This window comes from Vibrio sp. OPT41 (assembly GCF_015163595.1).
Lineage (GTDB): Bacteria > Pseudomonadota > Gammaproteobacteria > Enterobacterales > Vibrionaceae > Vibrio > Vibrio alginolyticus.
On record NZ_JADDYH010000054.1, the window covers coordinates 395,565 to 413,364 of the forward strand.

Genomic DNA, 17,800 nt, shown 5'->3' on the forward strand with positions numbered 1-17,800 from the left:
TATTCGTCGCATCGATATTATGCGCTTGCGTAAATAACGCTGCCGCCTTTTATGGTGTCAATGATCTCGCGAGACAACTTCTCTGGCAAAGCAGGGCAACCCCAGCTGCGTCCGAGGTATCCATTCTTCTTGATGAAGGAAGGGTTTGCGTAATCGGCACCGTGCACGACAATGTAACGCTCGCGAGCTTTGTCGTTTAATCCAGAGCTTAGCCCATCTAATCGAAGTGAATAGCCATTTGAGCCGTAGTAAGTGGTATCAGTCAAAAAAGTGCCCAATGATGTTTTTCGCGAGTTCACGACATTTGAAAACTGTGTCGCTGTTTTCTTTCCGCTGTTCACGCCGTGAGAAACATACGTATTGTAGATTAGCTTCTTTTTATCTAAATCAACCACATAAAAACGCTTTTCAGTTGATGGTTTACTATAGTCGATGATCGTTAGTACCGACTTCTTTCTATCGGGTGTCTTCTGATAAGCGATGTAAGCGTCACTGAACAACTTAAAGTCTACTATGCCATCTAGCTTGGCTTGTTTAAACACATGTTCAACTTGCTTTGGTCGTAAATGATCCCTGGGTTCGTTATCTGATTGTTTTGCAAAAGCAAAAGGTGATACAGACAACAGCGCACATGTAAATAATATAATTAATTTTTTCATCTTGGCTAAATAAAACTCTATGGTGTTACAAATTTACCGATTGCTTCATGCATTCGTTAAAACAACATGCACATCAATATAATTCTATTCCCAATGTTTCTTATTGCACGCTTAGGTGCTTGATATTGGGTTGACGATAAGTTTTCGAGTTAAAAACTAACTGATTGAAACTTATATAAAATATGAAGTTTAACGATGGTTTCTATAAACTTCGGCGTAAATAATATCTGATATATGTAATTAATAAAACTGTGTTTAAGGATATTTGTGAAGTTGCTAATTTATAAAAACGGCGTTTTATTTTTCGTACTTTAGAAACTCTTTTTATTTCAATGTGTTTTCTTTTTCTACACTTTATCCAATACCTCAAAAGTTTGTGACTTAACTCGTAACAAATCGTAACGCCGAATCGTTATGTGTATAAGTGCATTTATAATGTATGAATAAACAACAGGGTGGTAAGAAAAGGCAGTAAAACAGCGGTGAATCGGTTGTTTTTAATTCACGATTGACAAAGCTAAGTCTAAGTCGTTCAAAAATTGAACTTGTGAATGTGTCGTTTAAGTGAGAGTGATGAGCTCGACAAAAGTGAAGTGACGCGTGCTATTGTTTATTCTCTAATTTATTCGATTACATAAGGAAGGGTACATAGTAAAAATTGAAAAAATAATTCTATCGTGTGGATTAAAGTATATAAATAATAAAACTTCGAAATTAAAAGATAAGAGCGCCAGATATTAATTCATTAAATTTTTGAACATGAAAGTAAACTCTATCTATTATGTTTGGTTTGGTTTGGTTTGGTGTGAAAGCGCTCGTCTCATTAAGAAAAACGCTCAAAATTATTTAAGGACGGTTATGACAGCATTTAATAAAGTGTTTATTGTCACTCCCAATGTTAATGATTTTGCAATGTTGCAAGAGTCGCCATTGGAAATGTCTCTTCAAGTAACGGCAAGCAAACCTATCCAACTCTATGGAGAGTCTGTTAAAGCCAGTTGGAAAAGTATTGATATTGAATGGTTAGACGTTATGGGTGAAAAGCCATTGCCCAGGCCTGATATTGCAGCATGGGGATCTTTTACTCTTGCTGTATCCGCTTCTATTGCGGATAAGCTCGATGTGTTGAGCGAGAATGTCGAATTTTTACCATTAAATCTACAAGGAAAGCCTTGGCGAGCATTAAACATTGTCACTCAAATTGATGCCATTGATACCTCTGCTACCGAGTATAATCTTCGTCATGGTAAGCTAAGTCGTGCTAGACCGTTTAAGAAACTCGTTTTGAATAGAGAAGCCGTTAATGAATCTGACTTGTTCAGAGTAAAAGGTGCTGGGCTTAGAACGTTTTGCACGGACAAAAAAGGTGGCTTGTACGATAGCGTCAAAGCGCTGAATTTGACCGGTTTGGATTTCAAGGAAGTGCTGGTTTAAAAACGAATAAATAGTGATTTACTCAACTAAAGTCATAGATATAGGTATGGGGGAACAAAAGCTGAGCATCTATCAATGAAGCTCATATACAGCTAAATACAGCCGCCACAGTTGTGACTGCTGTACGTCTCCCCTTAACTTATGTTCTTGAAACCCTAATTGAGCTGACCATGGACGCATCAAATCGACTGTCGTCATTTGCCGATTGCCACCACAAGCTCAATTGTTCTTTAGTCATTGGTTTGCCAAATAAATAGCCTTGCATATAGTCGCAGCGGTATGCCGATAGCCATTCATGCATCATATTGTGTTCAATACCTTCTGCTGTAACCGTTTTATTTTGGGCATGGCATAGCTCAATAATAGGTTTGATCACATGGCCGTTGTTGGTGTTCATCAATGTAACGAGGAACTCTCGATCAAATTTGATTTTTTGAACCGGATACTGAACGAGCTGAGTTAACGATGTGTAACCAGAACCAAAGTCATCAATTGCAAGACGGTAGCCACGTTTTGATAGCTCATCAAGTAGAGCCGTGCCTTGTTGTTCTGCGGCAAAGGTTTCGGTTATTTCTATCTCAATACATTCTGGTTTAACACTGTGCAGTGTCGCTTGTTCATGGATGTAGTTTGCCATTTCTATCGAGTTTAGCTCTGCTGATGAAAGATTGACCGAAAGAACAATATCCTTACCGAAAATATTCCTTAATTGATGGTATTCCGCCGTTGCATTGGCGAAAACCCAGCGGTCAATTTTATCAAATAATCCGGCTTGCTCTGCAATTGGAATAAACTCCTTTGGGGGGATAGGGCCGATACCTTCGGCTTCCCAGCGCAACAAGACTTCTAACCCCTCAATTTCGTTGCTTCGATTGTTCATATAGGGTTGAAAAACAAGGTGGAATTCTTCCTCTACATTGCTTTTTCGGAGCGCACGTTCAAGCTGACTTCGTCTTTGAGACTCAATATTGAGAGCGGCTGAATAATAGGCGTATTGATTTTTCCCTGCCCGTTTTGCTTGATACATAGCCGCATCGGCACTGGAGAGTAACTTCGCGATGTCAGTACCGTCTTGAGGATATTGTGCAATACCTACGCTTGCCGTAACGGGAAATGAATTACTCCAAGATGAACTGAGATTACTAATTGGTTTTAGTAACTCTGATGCAAGCAAATCAGGCAAGCGTTTTACCTCTTGATTTGAGCTCAGCAAAATTGCAAATTCGTCACCAGATAACCTGGCGGCAAAGCAGGGGCTGTTGTAATCGTGCGAGAACTTTTGACAGGCATTCTTGATGTGTGATGAGAACACTTTTAATAAGTTATCTCCCAATTCATGCCCGTATTTATCATTCACGTATTTAAAGTTATCAAGATCGACGTAAACAACCCACAGAAACTGCGAAGGGGAGATAAGTTCACGAGTGGCAAGCTCATGAAAACGATGGCGATTGGCGAGTTGCGTCAGGTGATCCGTTTCAGCTAGGCGTTTTGTCTTTTTATAGATGACATTAAGTTCCTCATACATATCAAAAAAGCGTGCAGAGAGGCGTCCTATTTCATCGTTTGTTTCTAGCTTTTCAATATTGTCACGTTGATTAGATTCAAGTTCGTTCAGCTGCTTATCAAGGCGAGAAACAGGGCGCAACACATAGCGGTACAACACCAAAATGATTAATGTGATGGTGAAAAACGCCGCTACGCCAAAGGAGAAAGCAAGTTCTAGCCACACTTTATCGACTTTGTTCCACATTAAATATTCGGCAGGAGAAAGCACGGCATAAAAGTGCGGCAGCAGCTCAATGGTTTGAGCGAGAGGAATATCAAGATAAATGGGTTTGTCGGCGAAAGTAATCACGCTGTGTGTGTCAAACTCGATTTCATGCTTAATCTCGTTAAAGGCTTCAAGTGATACGGAAACTATCACAAAAAACACATTTTTCGAGTCAAAGCTCAAAGGGTGAGTCCCCGTTCTTTTGTCGACGACCTCATATTGAAGAAGAATGCTTTGTCCACTGGAGTTATAAATAAAGCCAGTGTGACTGAAAGCCTCTCTCTCATTGAAACTTCGTGATATGTACTCTAACACCTTTGGGTCGACCACGCCTGATGATTCGTAATATTTGTTTTCTGTGTAGTAGAGAAGGTTTTGTTTGCCGTCGAGGATCGCCATGCTCGCATCGCCTTTGTAACCATGGCTCAATACTTCAGCGGTCTCGTCTAATCGGTTAAACAAGACTCGTTCACGATAGGGGTTGTTATGATTTACCAAATAGTCTTGTAATACATCACTTTTACTGAGCGTATAGGCATAACTATTAAGAAAAATATTCGCTTGTCGAAACTGCCCGGCGAGCTTTTCCATTTGCAACTGAATATAGCTGTCTTCCCGCTTGATGAGCGTCACTTTTTGAATGCTATAAATAATATAGCTAGATACTAACGCGCTTAATAAGATCACTGGCGCGACAAGCAAAATGACTCTATTGCTTAACTTCATTATGGTTCTTAGTTTCCGTTTGTGTCCCTACAAACGTCGCGTACCAGGTAAGGTACTGAACGGATGATGTGTTTTGGCAAATTGTAACCAGATTGTAAGGTGAGCGTTCTCCAAAATCAGGCAGCTATCTAAGAATTGTGATGACGTGAAAGGTTTCGAACTTATTAACTAGAGGTTTTCTCAGTAGTTGGACGTCCCTTTTCCTTCCTCCCTGTATAAAACCTAACCGTAATGACAGGGAAATACCGTCATCGAAACGTTTCGATGGTAAAGTGTGACTCAAGTGCACTTTTCCTATTCAATGACAATTGAATTACAGATCATTCTCACACCTTATCGATCTCACACTGGTCAAATTGCGATGACGAATTATTATTTCATCGAAACGTTTCGATGAGTTTTCTGTTAATAACGAAAACACTTTAAAACAGGCGCTCATGGTTGTATGAACGTGTAACCGAAAGGTCGATGAGATGAAAAAAAGTACCCTAATTAACTCAGATATTTCTTACTTGGTGGCGACGCTAGGCCACACCGACGAGATCACGATATGTGATGCTGGTCTACCAATCCCAGAGCATGTTCAGCGAATCGATTTGGCGCTAACGCATGGGGTACCAAGTTTTCTTGATACTGTTCGCGTAATTCTATCTGAGTCCCAAATCGAAGGGGTCATCATTGCGGAAGAGTTCTCTGATGCAAGCCCAGTTTTGCATGAAGCGTTGCTCAACGAACTGAGCAAAGAGAGTGAAGAAACGGGCAAATCTATTGAAGTGAGCTACGTGTCACATGAAGCGTTTAAAGCACGTACGGCGCAAAGTCGCGCTATCGTAAGAACCGGCGAATGCTCGCCATATGCGAACGTTATTTTCCAAGCGGGCGTGGTTTTTTAAGCCAGAGATATTGAGGACAGATTATGACTCAAGCCATTCTACAACTAAGCGAAATTGAGAAGGCGTTTCCGGGCGTAAAAGCACTCGACAAAGCAAGCCTGAATGTTTATCCAGGCCGTGTTATGGCGCTGATGGGTGAAAATGGAGCAGGCAAGTCAACGTTAATGAAGGTGTTGACAGGCATTTACCACATGGATGCGGGGAGCATTCAATATCAAGGTCAGCCGGCGGCCTTTAAAGGTCCACGCGATTCACAGGAAGCTGGTATTAGCATTATTCACCAAGAGCTGAACCTGATTCCTGAACTGACGATTGCCGAAAATATTTACTTGGGACGAGAGTTCACTGGCTCCTTAGGGTGTATCCAGTGGGGCAAAATGTATGACGAAGCTGACAAGCTTTTAAAACGTCTCAATGTAAAGCATTCATCAAAAACATTGCTTGGCGATTTAAGCCTTGGTGAACAACAAATGGTGGAAATTGCAAAGGCACTTTCGTTTGAGTCGAAAGTCATCATTATGGATGAGCCAACGGACGCATTGACCGATACCGAAACGGAATCACTGTTTAAAGTGATTAATGAGCTCCGCGAGCAAGGATGCGGCATCGTATACATTTCGCATCGTCTCAAAGAAATCTTTGAAATCTGTGATGATATTACGGTGCTTCGTGATGGTAAGTTTATCGGTGAGTGCAAGGTGTCCGACACTGATGAAGATGGCCTAATTGAAATGATGGTTGGCCGAAAATTAGAAGAGCAATATCCACGTATTGATGTACAACATGGCGAAACCTGTCTTGAAGTCATTGGTTTGACTGGGTCTGGCGTTCAGGATGTGAGCTTTACTCTCAAGCGCGGTGAGATTCTCGGAATTTCTGGCTTGATGGGCGCAGGCCGCACTGAACTCATGAAAGTCATTTACGGCGCATTACCTAGTGAGCATGGTGTTATCAATCTTGATAACAAAACTATTAACCCGGTTAGCCCGCAAGATGGCTTGGCAAATGGTATCGCTTACATCTCTGAAGACCGCAAAGGCGATGGTTTGGTTTTAGGTCTTTCGGTTAAGGAGAACATGTCACTTTGTTCGCTAAACCAGCTGACCAAAGGCTTCCAGATTCAACACAGCGACGAAGTGATTGCTGTGGAAGATTTTATTAAGTTATTCAACATTAAAACCCCAACGCGAGATCAAATCATCGGCAACTTATCTGGTGGTAACCAGCAAAAAGTTGCGATAGCGAAAGGGTTAATGACGAAACCTAAAGTTCTGATTCTGGATGAGCCGACACGTGGTGTTGATGTCGGAGCAAAAAAAGAGATTTATCAGCTCATCAACAAGTTTAAGGCCGAAGGTATGAGCATCATCTTGGTTTCTTCCGAGATGCCTGAAGTGCTTGGCATGAGCGACCGTATTTTAGTGATGCATGAAGGTCGTATCACTGGCGAATTCGATGCGAAAGACGCCGATCAAGAAAAACTACTCGCCTGTGCCGTGGGCAAAGAGATCAATGAGGAAGCAGCATGAGTACGAATACCATGAGCAAACCAACCGAAACTGGCAACAAGAAGTTGTTCACAAAAGAGTGGCTGATTGAACAAAAATCACTGATAGCTTTGATCTTTCTGATCGTTGTTGTGTCATTTTTGAACCCGAACTTTTTTACGGTCGACAACATTCTCAACATTCTTCGTCAAACCTCCGTGAATGCCATTATCGCAGTGGGTATGACATTAGTTATTTTAACAGCAGGCATAGACTTAAGTGTTGGTTCGGTATTGGCATTGTGTGGTGCCTTTGCGGCAAGCATGATTGCGCTTGAGGTTCCGGTGCTGGTGGCGGTTCCAACTGCTTTAGTCGCAGGTGCAGCGTTAGGTGCGATCAGCGGTATCATTATTGCGAAGGGTAAGGTGCAGGCATTTATCGCTACGCTGGTTACCATGACGTTACTACGCGGTGTGACCATGGTGTACACCGAAGGTCGTCCAATCTCGACAGGCTTTACTGACACCGCGGATGCGTTCGCATGGTTTGGTACTGGCTACGCGCTAGGCATTCCGGTTCCTGTTTGGTTAATGGTGGTTGTGTTTGCAGCGGCTTGGTATTTACTTAACCACACGCGCTTTGGTCGCTATGTTTACGCACTAGGCGGCAATGAGTCTGCGACTCGCCTATCAGGTATCAATGTAGACCGAGTGAAGATTGGTGTCTACGCCATCTGCGGTATGTTAGCAGCGCTTGCAGGCATTATTGTAACGTCTCGTCTTTCTTCGGCGCAGCCAACAGCGGGTATGGGCTACGAGCTAGACGCTATCGCAGCGGTTGTTCTTGGCGGTACCAGCTTGATGGGCGGTAAAGGTCGTATCATGGGTACCTTGATTGGTGCGCTGATCATCGGTTTCTTGAACAATGCACTTAACCTACTTGATGTTTCTTCCTACTACCAAATGATTGCAAAAGCAGTGGTTATCTTGCTGGCGGTATTGGTAGACAACAAAAACAAGTAATTCATAACAATCTGTATATATAAAACAGTGAATACAAACCGAGTCAGGGGACGTGTACTGGCTCACCCTACACAAAGGACTAGAACGATGAAAAAACTTGCAACTCTTATCTCTGCTGCACTTCTTTCTTCAACCGTATCGGTAGCGGCGCAAGCTCAAGATACCATGGCGATTGTGGTTTCGACGCTAAACAACCCGTTCTTCGTAACGATGAAAGACGGTGCGGAAGCAAAAGCGAAAGAATTGGGGTACGACTTAATTGTACTGGACTCGCAAAATGACCCGAGTAAAGAACTGTCGAACATCGAGGATTTAAGTATTCGCGGCGTAAAAGCAATTCTTATCAACCCAACGGATTCTGATGCAGTGTCTAATGCAATTCGTATGGCGAACCGTTCTAAGATCCCTGTGTTGACATTAGACCGTGGTGCAAGCCGTGGTGAAGTCGTGAGTCACATCGCGTCGGACAACGTAATTGGTGGTGAAATGGCAGGCCACTACATCATGGAAAAAGTCGGCGAAAAAGCAAAAGTCATTCAACTTGAAGGTATTGCGGGCACATCGGCAGCGCGTGAGCGCGGTGAAGGCTTTATGAATGCCGTGAAGGGCAGCGATATGGATCTTCTTGCTAGCCAACCGGCTGACTTTGACCGCACGAAAGGTCTAAACGTAATGGAAAACCTGCTAGCGGCTAACCCGGATGTACAAGCGGTATTTGCACAGAATGATGAAATGGCGCTAGGTGCACTTCGCGCAGTTCAAGCTTCTGGCAAAGATGTCGTTATCGTTGGTTTTGATGGTACGGAAGACGGCATTGCAGCAGTTAACCGTGGCAAACTAGCGGCAACTATTGCTCAGCAACCAGACCTTATCGGTGCTTTAGGTGTTGAAACGGCTGACAAAGTTTTGAAAGGTGAAGAAGTAGAAGAGTACATCCCAGTACCACTAAAAGTAGTCACTAAGTAAGTTTTAAGTTCAATAAATCATCCTAATTTTTGCTCTCTCCTCCGTTTATATCTGTCGTTTAGGAGGTGAGGGCAAACTTACCCAAAATACTGCAAAGTGTGGGGTATAGATGCCTTTGGCTTTTTATCGAGACTCCTTCATCAGGAAGAGAAGTTAAAGTCATCTAATGTATTTTCCTAAACAGTTTTTAAAAAGGGTTCATTCAGAACCGAGGATAACCGTATGAATAAGTTAGTGGTGTTAGGTAGTGTAAACGCTGACCATGTTCTTCAAGTGCCTTCTTTCCCTCGCCCAGGCGAGACGCTGCATGGTCGCAACTATCAAGTTATCCCAGGTGGCAAAGGTGCCAACCAAGCCGTCGCGGCGGCGCGATTAAATGCAGACATAGGTTTTATCGCTTGTGTGGGCGACGACTCATTCGGCATTAACATTCGCGAAAACTTCAAAATGGACGGCATCGATATCACTGGTGTGAAGATGCAGCCAAATTGCCCGACAGGTATCGCGATGATTCAAGTGTCGGACAGTGGTGAGAACAGCATTTGCATTTCAGCTGAAGCAAACGCCAAACTGACAGCAGAAGCGATTGAGCCAGATTTAGAGCGTATTCACCAAGCAGATTACTTGCTAATGCAATTGGAAACGCCGATGTGCGGCATTGAGAAAGCCGCGCGAATCGCGAAAGATGCCAAAACCAATGTCATTTTGAATCCTGCGCCAGCTCGTGAATTGTCAGATGAATTACTGTCTTACATTGACGTGATTACGCCAAATGAAACGGAAGCTGAAGTTCTGACAGGTATTACTGTAACAGACAACGAAAGCGCGCAAGAAGCGGCGAATGTGCTACATGGTAAAGGTATAGAAATTGTCATGATCACACTCGGTGCAAAAGGCGTTTGGCTAAGCCAAAACGGTCGAGGCGAAATCATCTCGGGTTTCCGCGTTGAAGCGATGGATACTACCGCTGCGGGCGATACATTTAATGGGGCATTCGTCACTGGTCTCCTAGAAGATTTACCTTTAGAATCAGCGATTAAGTTTGCACATGCGGCGGCTGCAATTTCTGTGACCCGCTTTGGCGCGCAAACGTCGATTCCAACCCGCGAAGAGGTGGACGCGTTTCTCGCTGAACAATAAGGCGCACAACGCCTCATTAAAATAGGAGTAGTAACATGGCGACGATGAAAGACATCGCAAAACTGGCAGGGGTTTCCACTTCAACAGTGAGCCATGTTATTAACAAGACGCGTTTTGTGAGCGAAGAGATCTCTGAACGCGTTAACAATGCCGCAAAAGAGCTTAACTACTACGCGCCCTCTGCATTGGCGCGTAGCCTCAAAGTCAATCGTACCAAAACCATTGGTATGCTCGTGACAACCTCAACCAACCCATTCTTTGGCGAAGTCGTAAAAGGCGTAGAGCGTAGCTGTTACCAAAAAGGCTACAGCCTCATTTTATGTAACACCGAGGGTGATAACGAACGTATGCGTCAATCCATTAATACGCTATTGCAAAAGCGTGTCGATGGTTTGATTTTGATGTGTTCGTCGCTAGAAGGAGAGCGTATCGATGTATTTGAGCGTTACCCAGATATCCCAGTAGTGGTAATGGACTGGGGGCCGATGCTATTTACAAGTGATAAAATCCAAGACAACTCACTTCGTGGCGGTTACTTAGCAGCGAAATACTTAATTGATTGCGGCCATACTGAAATTGGGTGCATCACTGGCCCTTTGATTAAACACCAAGCGCAAATGCGATACGAAGGTTATAAGCGAGCAATGAACGAAGCGGGCTTGGAATTTAATGCCAATTGGATCATTGAATCGGACTTCGAATGTGAGGGTGGGTATCAAGCGTTCAAAAAAATGGCTCAGCGTGGCGCATTACCTAGTTCGATTTTCGTCTCTAACGATATGATGGCGATGGGGGTGATTAACGCCGCAAATGAGCTCGATATTAAAGTGCCGGACGACCTGTCCATTATTGGTTACGATGACATCCATATCGCGAAATTTATGTCGCCATCGCTAACTACCATTCATCAGCCTAAGTACCGTTTGGGGCAGGCTGCCGTTGAGACTCTTGTCCGAAGACTGGACGACAAATCTAACGACGCTCAAGTCGTTCAACTGGAACCAACATTGGTTGTACGCAACAGTGTGACGAATTTCTCTTAATTAAAAACAAACGCATGGTTAACAAATTTAGTGCATATAATTTATAAAAAATGGGCTAAAAAATAAATAAGCATGCAAAACAGATGTTCGAATTTATTAACTCAACATTTGAAAAGTGTGATTTTTTGCGAGTAACTCGAAAGATTTCGTGTCGATAGTGCTTAAAAAGCTTATTATTAATAAAGCCTATAATTAGATTTATAAATTATTGAGATGAATGGAAAATCTTTATGTTAGTTAAGAGATATGCACAGTATTCAGTAAAGAGGCCGTGGTTTCACCGTTTCAATATTTCACTAGTATTAACGGTGTTTGTCGTGAGTGTTTATGAACTACTTGCGAATGAAGAGTATGTATACTTGGCTGGCGTGGTGTTTACATTTGCTTCGACTTTACTGTTCGCGTCAGCATCGACGTTCAAAAAGCGCTACCTAGGACACGAGTCCTAGTTCATTTGGAATGAATAATTGAGATAAATAGGTACTTTCAAGTAAGTAATGAATCTGAATTATGATCGAGTGCATCAAGAGGAGGACAAATGTCCTCCTTTTTGTTGGGGATCACGCTCTAATATAAGCGTATTCCAAACAAAATAATAAAGGACATCACCATGGACCTCTTTGCTTTACTCGATATTAATAATACCCTCTTTAACATTCCGATCGGCGACGGCTACGCAATGAGTTGGATCGAAGCTTTCGGTACCGTTTTTGGACTGCTTTGCATTTGGTTTGCCAGCCAAGAAAAAACCATCAACTACTTATTCGGTTTGCTGAATGTCACGCTTTTTGCCGTTATCTTTTTTCAAATTCAGTTATACGGATTATTGCTTCTTCAATTGTTTTTCTTCTGTGCGAACATTTACGGCTGGTATGCGTGGACCCGTCCAAACGCACAAGGTGAAACGCTGGAAGTTCGCTGGTTAAATAAACAGAAACTTATTACTACTGCCTCTATTAACGTTGCATGTATCGCATTATTAACGATCTATATCGACCCATTTTTCTTTGCGCTAGCAAACATTGCTGTTGATAGCTTGAATCTCTTTGGTGCTGGCTTGGCTGAACCGGTGCTTGAACCTGATGCGTTCCCGTTCTGGGATGCAACCATGACAGTACTGTCTGTTGTTGCACAAATTCTGATGACACGTAAATACGTCGAAAACTGGATTCTATGGGTTGTGATTAACATTATCAGTGTGGGTATCTACGCGACGCAAGGTGTTTACGCAATGTCTGTTCAGTACGCGATTCTTATGTTCATCGCTGCCAATGGCACGCGTGAGTGGGCTCGTAGCGCTAAGCGCAATGGCGATAAAACCTTAGCGCACGCTGCTGCGTAAGGAACGAAAAATGGCCAAACAACCTCATATCGGAGTGGATGAAACACAAATCGCTCCCCTCGTTATTGTATGCGGCGAGCAAGATAGAGCGAATCGTATCGCGGCATTATTTGATGATGCAGAAATGGTGTCGGAAAACCGCGAGTATCGTGTGTTTACCGGCAACTACAAAGGCAAGCCTGTTTCAGTGTGTAGTACAGGTATAGGTGCGCCATCGATGATCATCGCAGTGGAAGAGCTAAAACAGTGCGGTGTGACTCATGTGGTACGCGTTGGATCTGCGGGGGCAATGCAATCAGGCATTCATCTTGGCGAGTTGATCATTGCCGAAGGCGCGGTAAGAGATGAGGGCGGCTCTAAAGCGTATGTCGATTCGTCTTATCCAGCCTACGCAAGCTTTTTACTGTTAAAGGAAGTTGAGCGTTACTTGTCGATGCAAAAAGTGCATTATCATTTTGGTGTGGTACGTTCTCACGACAGTTTCTATACCGATGACGAGGATGCAATATGCCAACATTGGAACAAGAAAGGCATCTTAGGTGCCGATATGGAAACCTCTGCGCTGTTTACGGTCGGTCGACTACGAGGCCTTCATGTGGCTTCGATATTAAACAACGTGGTGCTGTATCAACAAGATGTGAAAGAAGGGGTTGGTCAGTACGTTGATGAGGCCAAAGTAATGATGCAAGGTGAGAAGAGCGCCGCGATTACGGCATTAGAAGCCTTGGTTGCTCAGCGTTAGCCAGTCTCTATCTCAGTAAGTCACATAAACAGAATAGATGTAAAGCGACAGGTCACTGTCGCTTTTTTATTTGGAGTTACGGGGTACAATCCACCTTAAATAGTTGTCCGTAACTTTTTCTGAGAGAGCAGAAAATGAAAATCAGCCCTTATCCGACTGGTCGCTTCAAAACATACCTTGAAGAAAAGAGTGCCACCTTTCGCGATTTGATTTATCAATGCCAAATAAATTCGCGTTACTTTGATGCTGGGGAAGCAATTCTCCGCCAAGGTGAGCAACTTCAGTACTTGTATGTTGTGCCAGTAGGTCGAGTCTCGATGAACATATTGGCCGCAAATGGACGACGTTTTCAATTAGGGGAAGCTAACTGCGACTATCATATTTATGGTGAAATGGAGTTCTTCACTCAGACTCCTTGTCAATGGAATGTGATAGCAGATGAACATATGCAGGTTGATGTTATCTGTATCCAAAAACTAACCGAAGCACTGCAAAATCATCCCCAAATGATGGTGTTCTTCGCTTCAGCATTGGCTGAGGATTATCAAGACTCCATGGATATCTACACTAATCGTTTGTTGCATCCCATTACTTACAACATTGCCTATGATCTTCTCGTCCGTAATCAGACGGATAAGCTGCTTGGTGGTTTTGATAAAGTGAACCAAGAGGCTGAGCGGTTTGGTACCTCAGGCCGAGTCTATCGACGTGCAGTTAAGGACTTGATTGAAAAGGGATTGATTACAAAAACGGACAACGGTTTGGAGATTATTGATGAGCTGGCACTCAAAGCGTTTATTGAAGCGCATGAATGATACGCCCAGGTATTGGAACTGATGGGTTTTATAAGTCTTTGATATATCTAGGTCTTGAGTAAACGTAACTAATGTAAAGTACCTTAAATTTTGTTGAATGCATTAAAGAGTAGCGTTATATTGCGAACGCGTATGATAATATATCTCATTAAGGCTTAACAAAATGAAAAAATTCGTCGGTGCGGCTATGCTGTCGTTATTTACTGTTTCTCCTTCTTTCGCTGCTAAAGTTGTGATTGACCACTACATGGGTCAAACAGAGCTAGAACAATCCCCAGAGCGTGTGGTTGTGATTGGCTTTGGCCCGCTAGATGCGCTGGACAACTTTGGTATCGATCCTGTTGCAGTATCTAACTCTTCTAATCTTCCTAGTTACCTTTCAAAATACAGCAAAGATAACTACACCTCTGCGGGTAGTTTGTTTGAACCTGATTTTGAAACTATCTACATGCAAAAGCCGGATTTGATTTTGGTTGGTCCGCGAGCGTCTGCGAAATATGAAGAGCTGAGTGAAATTGCCCCTACAGTTGTTTTTGCGGCGAAAGAGAACCAAGGCTATTGGGAAGGCACGCAAGCGCAATGGCGCAATATTGGTAAGATCTTCAATATCGAAGAAAAAGTAGAGCAGAAAATTGAAGCGCTAGATGCTCAATTCAAAGCAATCCGTGACTACAACCAATCGAACAAAAATGATGCATTAACGATTTTGAGCATGGGTGACAACATCAGCGCGTTTGGTGCCCAGTCGCGATTTGGCGTCATTTATAACGACTTTGGCTTCTTGGAAACGGTTGAGCACGTGAAAACGGGCACTCACGGAGATGTCATTTCTTATGAGTTTATTCGTGAAGCTAACCCGAAAAATATTCTCGTGGTTGACCGAAATTCTCTGACAGGTACGCCGGATAACGATATTCGTAAATCCATGGATAACGACTTAGTCAAAGCGACTGCGGCATATAAAAATCATAAAATCACCTATTTAGATGTGGACGCTTGGTACTTGTCGATGTCTGGTGTGACAGCAACAGAAAAAATGGTCAGTGAGATAAAGCAAACCGTTGAACTGTAATCCAAGATAGCAGAGGTTAACTTTGAAGAAGTTATTGCTAACCCTTGTGGTTTTAAGCACGGTTTCGTTATTTGTTGGGGTGGCAAACATGACACCCCAACAACTCTTTTCAGGTGATGAGAAAGCATTAGAACTTTTCTTTACCAGCCGTATACCACGTTTATTTGCCATATTGCTTGCTGGTGCTGGCTTGAGTATTGCGGGTCTTGTCATGCAGCAAATCAGCCAGAACCGATTTGCGGCACCTTCTACAACTGGTACGATCGAATGTGCCATGCTGGGCTACGTACTGAGCGTGGTTTTCTTTGGTAATGATAATCACCTTTGGCTCGTGTTCGGCATCTCGGTATTTGGGACGCTGGCGTTTGTTTTCTTTATTCAGCGCATTCAATTTAAGAGCGTGGTTTTTGTGCCACTTGTCGGGATTATTTTCGGCAATGTCATCCAATCCATGACTACGTTTATCGCTTACAAATATGATGCACTTCAAAGTCTGAATGCTTGGACAGTCGCAAACTTCGCTAACATCTTGCGTGGTGATTTTGAACTGCTGTACATCGCGGTACCAATGGTTATCCTCAGCTATCTTTTTGCCGCAAGGATCTCTGCCGTAGGTATCGGAAAAGATTTCGCGATTAACTTGGGTTTGAATTATCAGCAGGTTGTGACGATTGGCGTGCTATTGGTGTCCATCATGTCAGCAAGTGTCGTGATGATTGTTGGCCAGTTGCCATTCTTAGGGCTGATTGTACCGAATCTCGTGAGTCACTTTTATGGCGATAATCTCAAAAAGAACATTCCGCTTACGGCCATGTATGGGGCGATTTTGGTGTTGTGTTGCGACTTGGTGAGTCGTTTAATTATTTTCCCTCATGAAATGCCAATCTCTATCGTGATCAGCATATTGGGTGGCGTGGTATTCATCGCTATGTTGTTGCGAGGTAAGCAACATGCGTGATTCAACGAAAATCCTGCTGCTAGGTGGCATTGCGATTCTTTTCGCGTGTCTGTTTATTGGTATTGGGCTAACGGCTGACAACTACCAATATTTTTTGTCTCGTAGAGTTCCTAAAGTATTGGCGATAGTGCTAGCGGGTGTGGCCATTGCTCAGTCTTCACTTGTATTTCAAACCATTACGCACAACCGAATTTTAACGCCAAGTATCATGGGTTTTGATGCGCTGTATGTGTTAACCCAAATTTTGATCGTGTTGATTTTTGGTGGGTTGAGTACCTTAGTGCTTAACTTGTACGTCAATTTCGCGATTGCAGTAATTGTAATGGTGTCGTTTTCGCTACTGCTGTTTGGGTTTTACTTTTCAAAAGGCAGCAAGAACTTGATTACGTTGCTATTGGTCGGCTTGATCTTTGGTCAGCTATTTTCCAATGCGGCGTCATTCTTTTCTTTGCTGATGGACCCAAACACATATGCAATTGTTCAGTCGAAACTGTACGCCAGTTTCAATAATGTCAAAGTGAACTTGGTTTACTTTAGTGCTCCGGCTTTGATGTTTGCATGTTGGTTGTTGTTTAGGATGCATCGCACTTTAGATGTGTTTTGGCTCGACCAAGACAATGCGAAAAGTTTGGGTGTTGATGTACCTAAAGTGACGAGAAATGTGTTTATTATCTCGGCGGTTTTGATTGCTATTTCTACGGCTTTGGTAGGGCCAATCATGTTCTTTGGTTTACTAGTGACCAACTTAAGCCGAGAAATGTTCCGAAGTTACCAACATAAAACGCTATTGGTCGGATGTTCGTTTCTATCCATCAGTTCATTACTTGCTGGGCAATGGATAATCGAAAACGTGTTCAGTTTTGAGACGACGTTGAGTGTCGTAATTAACTTTATCGGCGGTGCGTATTTCTTATACCTGCTGCTGAAAAACAAAGTTGTATAAATATGATAGTAATAGACAAATTAACGAAGGCTTTCGGTTCAAACAAAGTCGTAGACGAGGCCAATACTCAGTTTGAAAAGGGCAAGGTAACATCGATTATCGGTCCAAATGGCGCGGGAAAGAGCACGCTGTTATCTATGGCCTCGCGCTTAACGGAGCGAGATGGCGGTAGTGTTATCATTGATTGCAAGGAAATCGCGGAATGGGACACAAAAGAGCTAGCGAAAAAACTGGCAGTACTTCGCCAAGCTAACTCGATTACAATGCGGTTTACCGTAAAAGAGTTAGTCTCTTTTGGTCGTTTCCCATACTCTAAAGGAAATCTGACTAAAGAAGATCATGAGGTCATAGAACAAGCGATCGACTACTTAGATTTGCAAGATATTCAAGACAAATACTTGGATGAATTAAGTGGTGGTCAGCGACAGCTTGCATTTATTGCTATGGTGATTGCACAAGATACAGATTATGTCTTTCTTGATGAACCTCTTAATAACTTAGATATCAAACACTCTCTTCAGATCATGAAAGTTGTGCAGCAGTTAGCCCATGACATGAATAAAGCCATGGTGGTCGTGATTCATGATATTAATTTCGCGGCGTGTTACTCAGATGTCATATTGGCGCTTAAGAAAGGTAAAGTTGTGGCGAGTGGTGCGGTTGAAGATGTTATTCAAGCGTCTACGCTAGAGGACATCTATGAAACGCCATTTAACATCATAGAGTTAAACGGTAAGCGCATGTGTACTTATCATTAAGCGAGCTAGTTCGTTTTTAACGAGAT

The 17,800-nt window shown here is 42.9% G+C and carries 17 protein-coding genes; 15 read left to right on the forward strand and 2 right to left on the reverse strand.

Annotated elements, in window-relative coordinates:
• Nucleotides 1–17: 17 nt before the first annotated feature.
• Nucleotides 18–659, reverse strand: coding sequence for a murein L,D-transpeptidase catalytic domain family protein (locus tag IQP38_RS20545; RefSeq protein WP_017633652.1), 642 nt, complete (start codon nt 657–659; stop codon nt 18–20).
• Between the two features lie 858 nt (nt 660–1,517).
• On the opposite strand from IQP38_RS20545, the gene IQP38_RS20550 reads away from it, so the two are divergent.
• Complete coding sequence (locus tag IQP38_RS20550; protein WP_017635389.1) at nt 1,518–2,093, forward strand: imm11 family protein; 576 nt, start codon at nt 1,518–1,520, stop codon at nt 2,091–2,093.
• A 139-nt stretch (nt 2,094–2,232) separates the two neighbouring features.
• Here the strand turns inward: IQP38_RS20550 and IQP38_RS20555 are convergent, their stop codons facing one another.
• Nucleotides 2,233–4,593 (reverse strand): EAL domain-containing protein, encoded by a 2,361-nt coding sequence (locus IQP38_RS20555; RefSeq protein ID WP_193837968.1) that lies wholly within the window; start codon nt 4,591–4,593, stop codon nt 2,233–2,235.
• A 473-nt stretch (nt 4,594–5,066) separates the two neighbouring features.
• Between IQP38_RS20555 and rbsD the strand changes: the two genes are divergently transcribed.
• The 14 genes from rbsD (at nt 5,067) to vctC (ending at nt 17,774) form a co-directional block, all read left to right on the forward strand.
• A complete protein-coding gene (gene rbsD / locus IQP38_RS20560) occupies nt 5,067–5,486 on the forward strand; it encodes a D-ribose pyranase (RefSeq protein ID WP_005382620.1) in 420 nt (139 codons plus the stop codon).
• A 23-nt stretch (nt 5,487–5,509) separates the two neighbouring features.
• Nucleotides 5,510–7,015, forward strand: a complete 1,506-nt coding sequence (gene rbsA, locus IQP38_RS20565) for a ribose ABC transporter ATP-binding protein RbsA (RefSeq protein ID WP_017635386.1) — start codon at nt 5,510–5,512, stop codon at nt 7,013–7,015.
• Nucleotides 7,012–7,995 carry a ribose ABC transporter permease gene (gene rbsC / locus IQP38_RS20570; RefSeq protein ID WP_005382618.1) on the forward strand — a complete coding sequence of 328 codons (984 nt, stop codon included), beginning with the start codon at nt 7,012–7,014 and terminating at the stop codon, nt 7,993–7,995. Before rbsA ends, rbsC begins: the two co-directional genes overlap by 4 nt.
• 87 nt (nt 7,996–8,082) lie before the next feature.
• Entirely contained in the window at nt 8,083–8,961 is an 879-nt protein-coding gene (rbsB, locus tag IQP38_RS20575; RefSeq protein ID WP_005373143.1) for a ribose ABC transporter substrate-binding protein RbsB, read from the forward strand.
• Between the two features lie 222 nt (nt 8,962–9,183).
• A complete protein-coding gene (gene rbsK, locus IQP38_RS20580; protein ID WP_017635385.1) occupies nt 9,184–10,101 on the forward strand; it encodes a ribokinase in 918 nt (305 codons plus the stop codon).
• 35 nt (nt 10,102–10,136) lie between these two features.
• Nucleotides 10,137–11,144 carry a substrate-binding domain-containing protein gene (locus IQP38_RS20585; RefSeq protein ID WP_033906467.1) on the forward strand — a complete coding sequence of 336 codons (1,008 nt, stop codon included), beginning with the start codon at nt 10,137–10,139 and terminating at the stop codon, nt 11,142–11,144.
• 230 nt (nt 11,145–11,374) lie between these two features.
• The gene (locus tag IQP38_RS26695; protein WP_005499106.1) at nt 11,375–11,593 is read left to right on the forward strand and encodes a hypothetical protein; all 219 of its coding nucleotides are present in this window, start codon (nt 11,375–11,377) and stop codon (nt 11,591–11,593) included.
• A gap of 161 nt (nt 11,594–11,754) precedes the next feature.
• Nucleotides 11,755–12,486: a nicotinamide riboside transporter PnuC gene (pnuC, locus tag IQP38_RS20590; protein ID WP_193837969.1), complete on the forward strand. Its 732-nt coding sequence runs from the start codon at nt 11,755–11,757 to the stop codon at nt 12,484–12,486.
• Between the two features lie 10 nt (nt 12,487–12,496).
• On the forward strand, nt 12,497–13,228 hold the full coding sequence (locus IQP38_RS20595; protein ID WP_193837970.1) for a nucleoside phosphorylase: 732 nt from the start codon (nt 12,497–12,499) through the stop codon (nt 13,226–13,228).
• A 134-nt stretch (nt 13,229–13,362) separates the two neighbouring features.
• Nucleotides 13,363–14,043: a Crp/Fnr family transcriptional regulator gene (locus IQP38_RS20600; protein WP_005382613.1), complete on the forward strand. Its 681-nt coding sequence runs from the start codon at nt 13,363–13,365 to the stop codon at nt 14,041–14,043.
• Nucleotides 14,044–14,206: 163 nt separating this feature from the next.
• Nucleotides 14,207–15,115: a siderophore ABC transporter substrate-binding protein gene (locus tag IQP38_RS20605; protein ID WP_005376635.1), complete on the forward strand. Its 909-nt coding sequence runs from the start codon at nt 14,207–14,209 to the stop codon at nt 15,113–15,115.
• 22 nt (nt 15,116–15,137) lie between these two features.
• Nucleotides 15,138–16,073 (forward strand): iron chelate uptake ABC transporter permease subunit VctD, encoded by a 936-nt coding sequence (vctD, locus tag IQP38_RS20610; RefSeq protein ID WP_017820306.1) that lies wholly within the window; start codon nt 15,138–15,140, stop codon nt 16,071–16,073.
• Nucleotides 16,066–17,016, forward strand: a complete 951-nt coding sequence (gene vctG / locus IQP38_RS20615; RefSeq protein ID WP_005376631.1) for an iron chelate uptake ABC transporter permease subunit VctG — start codon at nt 16,066–16,068, stop codon at nt 17,014–17,016. Before vctD ends, vctG begins: the two co-directional genes overlap by 8 nt.
• A gap of 2 nt (nt 17,017–17,018) precedes the next feature.
• The gene (gene vctC, locus IQP38_RS20620) at nt 17,019–17,774 is read left to right on the forward strand and encodes an iron chelate ABC transporter ATP-binding protein VctC (protein WP_025767868.1); all 756 of its coding nucleotides are present in this window, start codon (nt 17,019–17,021) and stop codon (nt 17,772–17,774) included.
• Nucleotides 17,775–17,800 lie beyond the last annotated feature (26 nt).

Coding starts and splice junctions, on each gene's coding strand:
- IQP38_RS20545 (WP_017633652.1), bottom strand. CDS start 659: ATGAAAAAATTAATTATATTATTTACATGTGCGCTGTTGTCTGTATCA.
- IQP38_RS20550 (WP_017635389.1), top strand. CDS start 1,518: ATGACAGCATTTAATAAAGTGTTTATTGTCACTCCCAATGTTAATGAT.
- IQP38_RS20555 (WP_193837968.1), bottom strand. CDS start 4,593: ATGAAGTTAAGCAATAGAGTCATTTTGCTTGTCGCGCCAGTGATCTTA.
- rbsD (WP_005382620.1), top strand. CDS start 5,067: ATGAAAAAAAGTACCCTAATTAACTCAGATATTTCTTACTTGGTGGCG.
- rbsA (WP_017635386.1), top strand. CDS start 5,510: ATGACTCAAGCCATTCTACAACTAAGCGAAATTGAGAAGGCGTTTCCG.
- rbsC (WP_005382618.1), top strand. CDS start 7,012: ATGAGTACGAATACCATGAGCAAACCAACCGAAACTGGCAACAAGAAG.
- rbsB (WP_005373143.1), top strand. CDS start 8,083: ATGAAAAAACTTGCAACTCTTATCTCTGCTGCACTTCTTTCTTCAACC.
- rbsK (WP_017635385.1), top strand. CDS start 9,184: ATGAATAAGTTAGTGGTGTTAGGTAGTGTAAACGCTGACCATGTTCTT.
- IQP38_RS20585 (WP_033906467.1), top strand. CDS start 10,137: ATGGCGACGATGAAAGACATCGCAAAACTGGCAGGGGTTTCCACTTCA.
- IQP38_RS26695 (WP_005499106.1), top strand. CDS start 11,375: ATGTTAGTTAAGAGATATGCACAGTATTCAGTAAAGAGGCCGTGGTTT.
- pnuC (WP_193837969.1), top strand. CDS start 11,755: ATGGACCTCTTTGCTTTACTCGATATTAATAATACCCTCTTTAACATT.
- IQP38_RS20595 (WP_193837970.1), top strand. CDS start 12,497: ATGGCCAAACAACCTCATATCGGAGTGGATGAAACACAAATCGCTCCC.
- IQP38_RS20600 (WP_005382613.1), top strand. CDS start 13,363: ATGAAAATCAGCCCTTATCCGACTGGTCGCTTCAAAACATACCTTGAA.
- IQP38_RS20605 (WP_005376635.1), top strand. CDS start 14,207: ATGAAAAAATTCGTCGGTGCGGCTATGCTGTCGTTATTTACTGTTTCT.
- vctG (WP_005376631.1), top strand. CDS start 16,066: ATGCGTGATTCAACGAAAATCCTGCTGCTAGGTGGCATTGCGATTCTT.
- vctC (WP_025767868.1), top strand. CDS start 17,019: ATGATAGTAATAGACAAATTAACGAAGGCTTTCGGTTCAAACAAAGTC.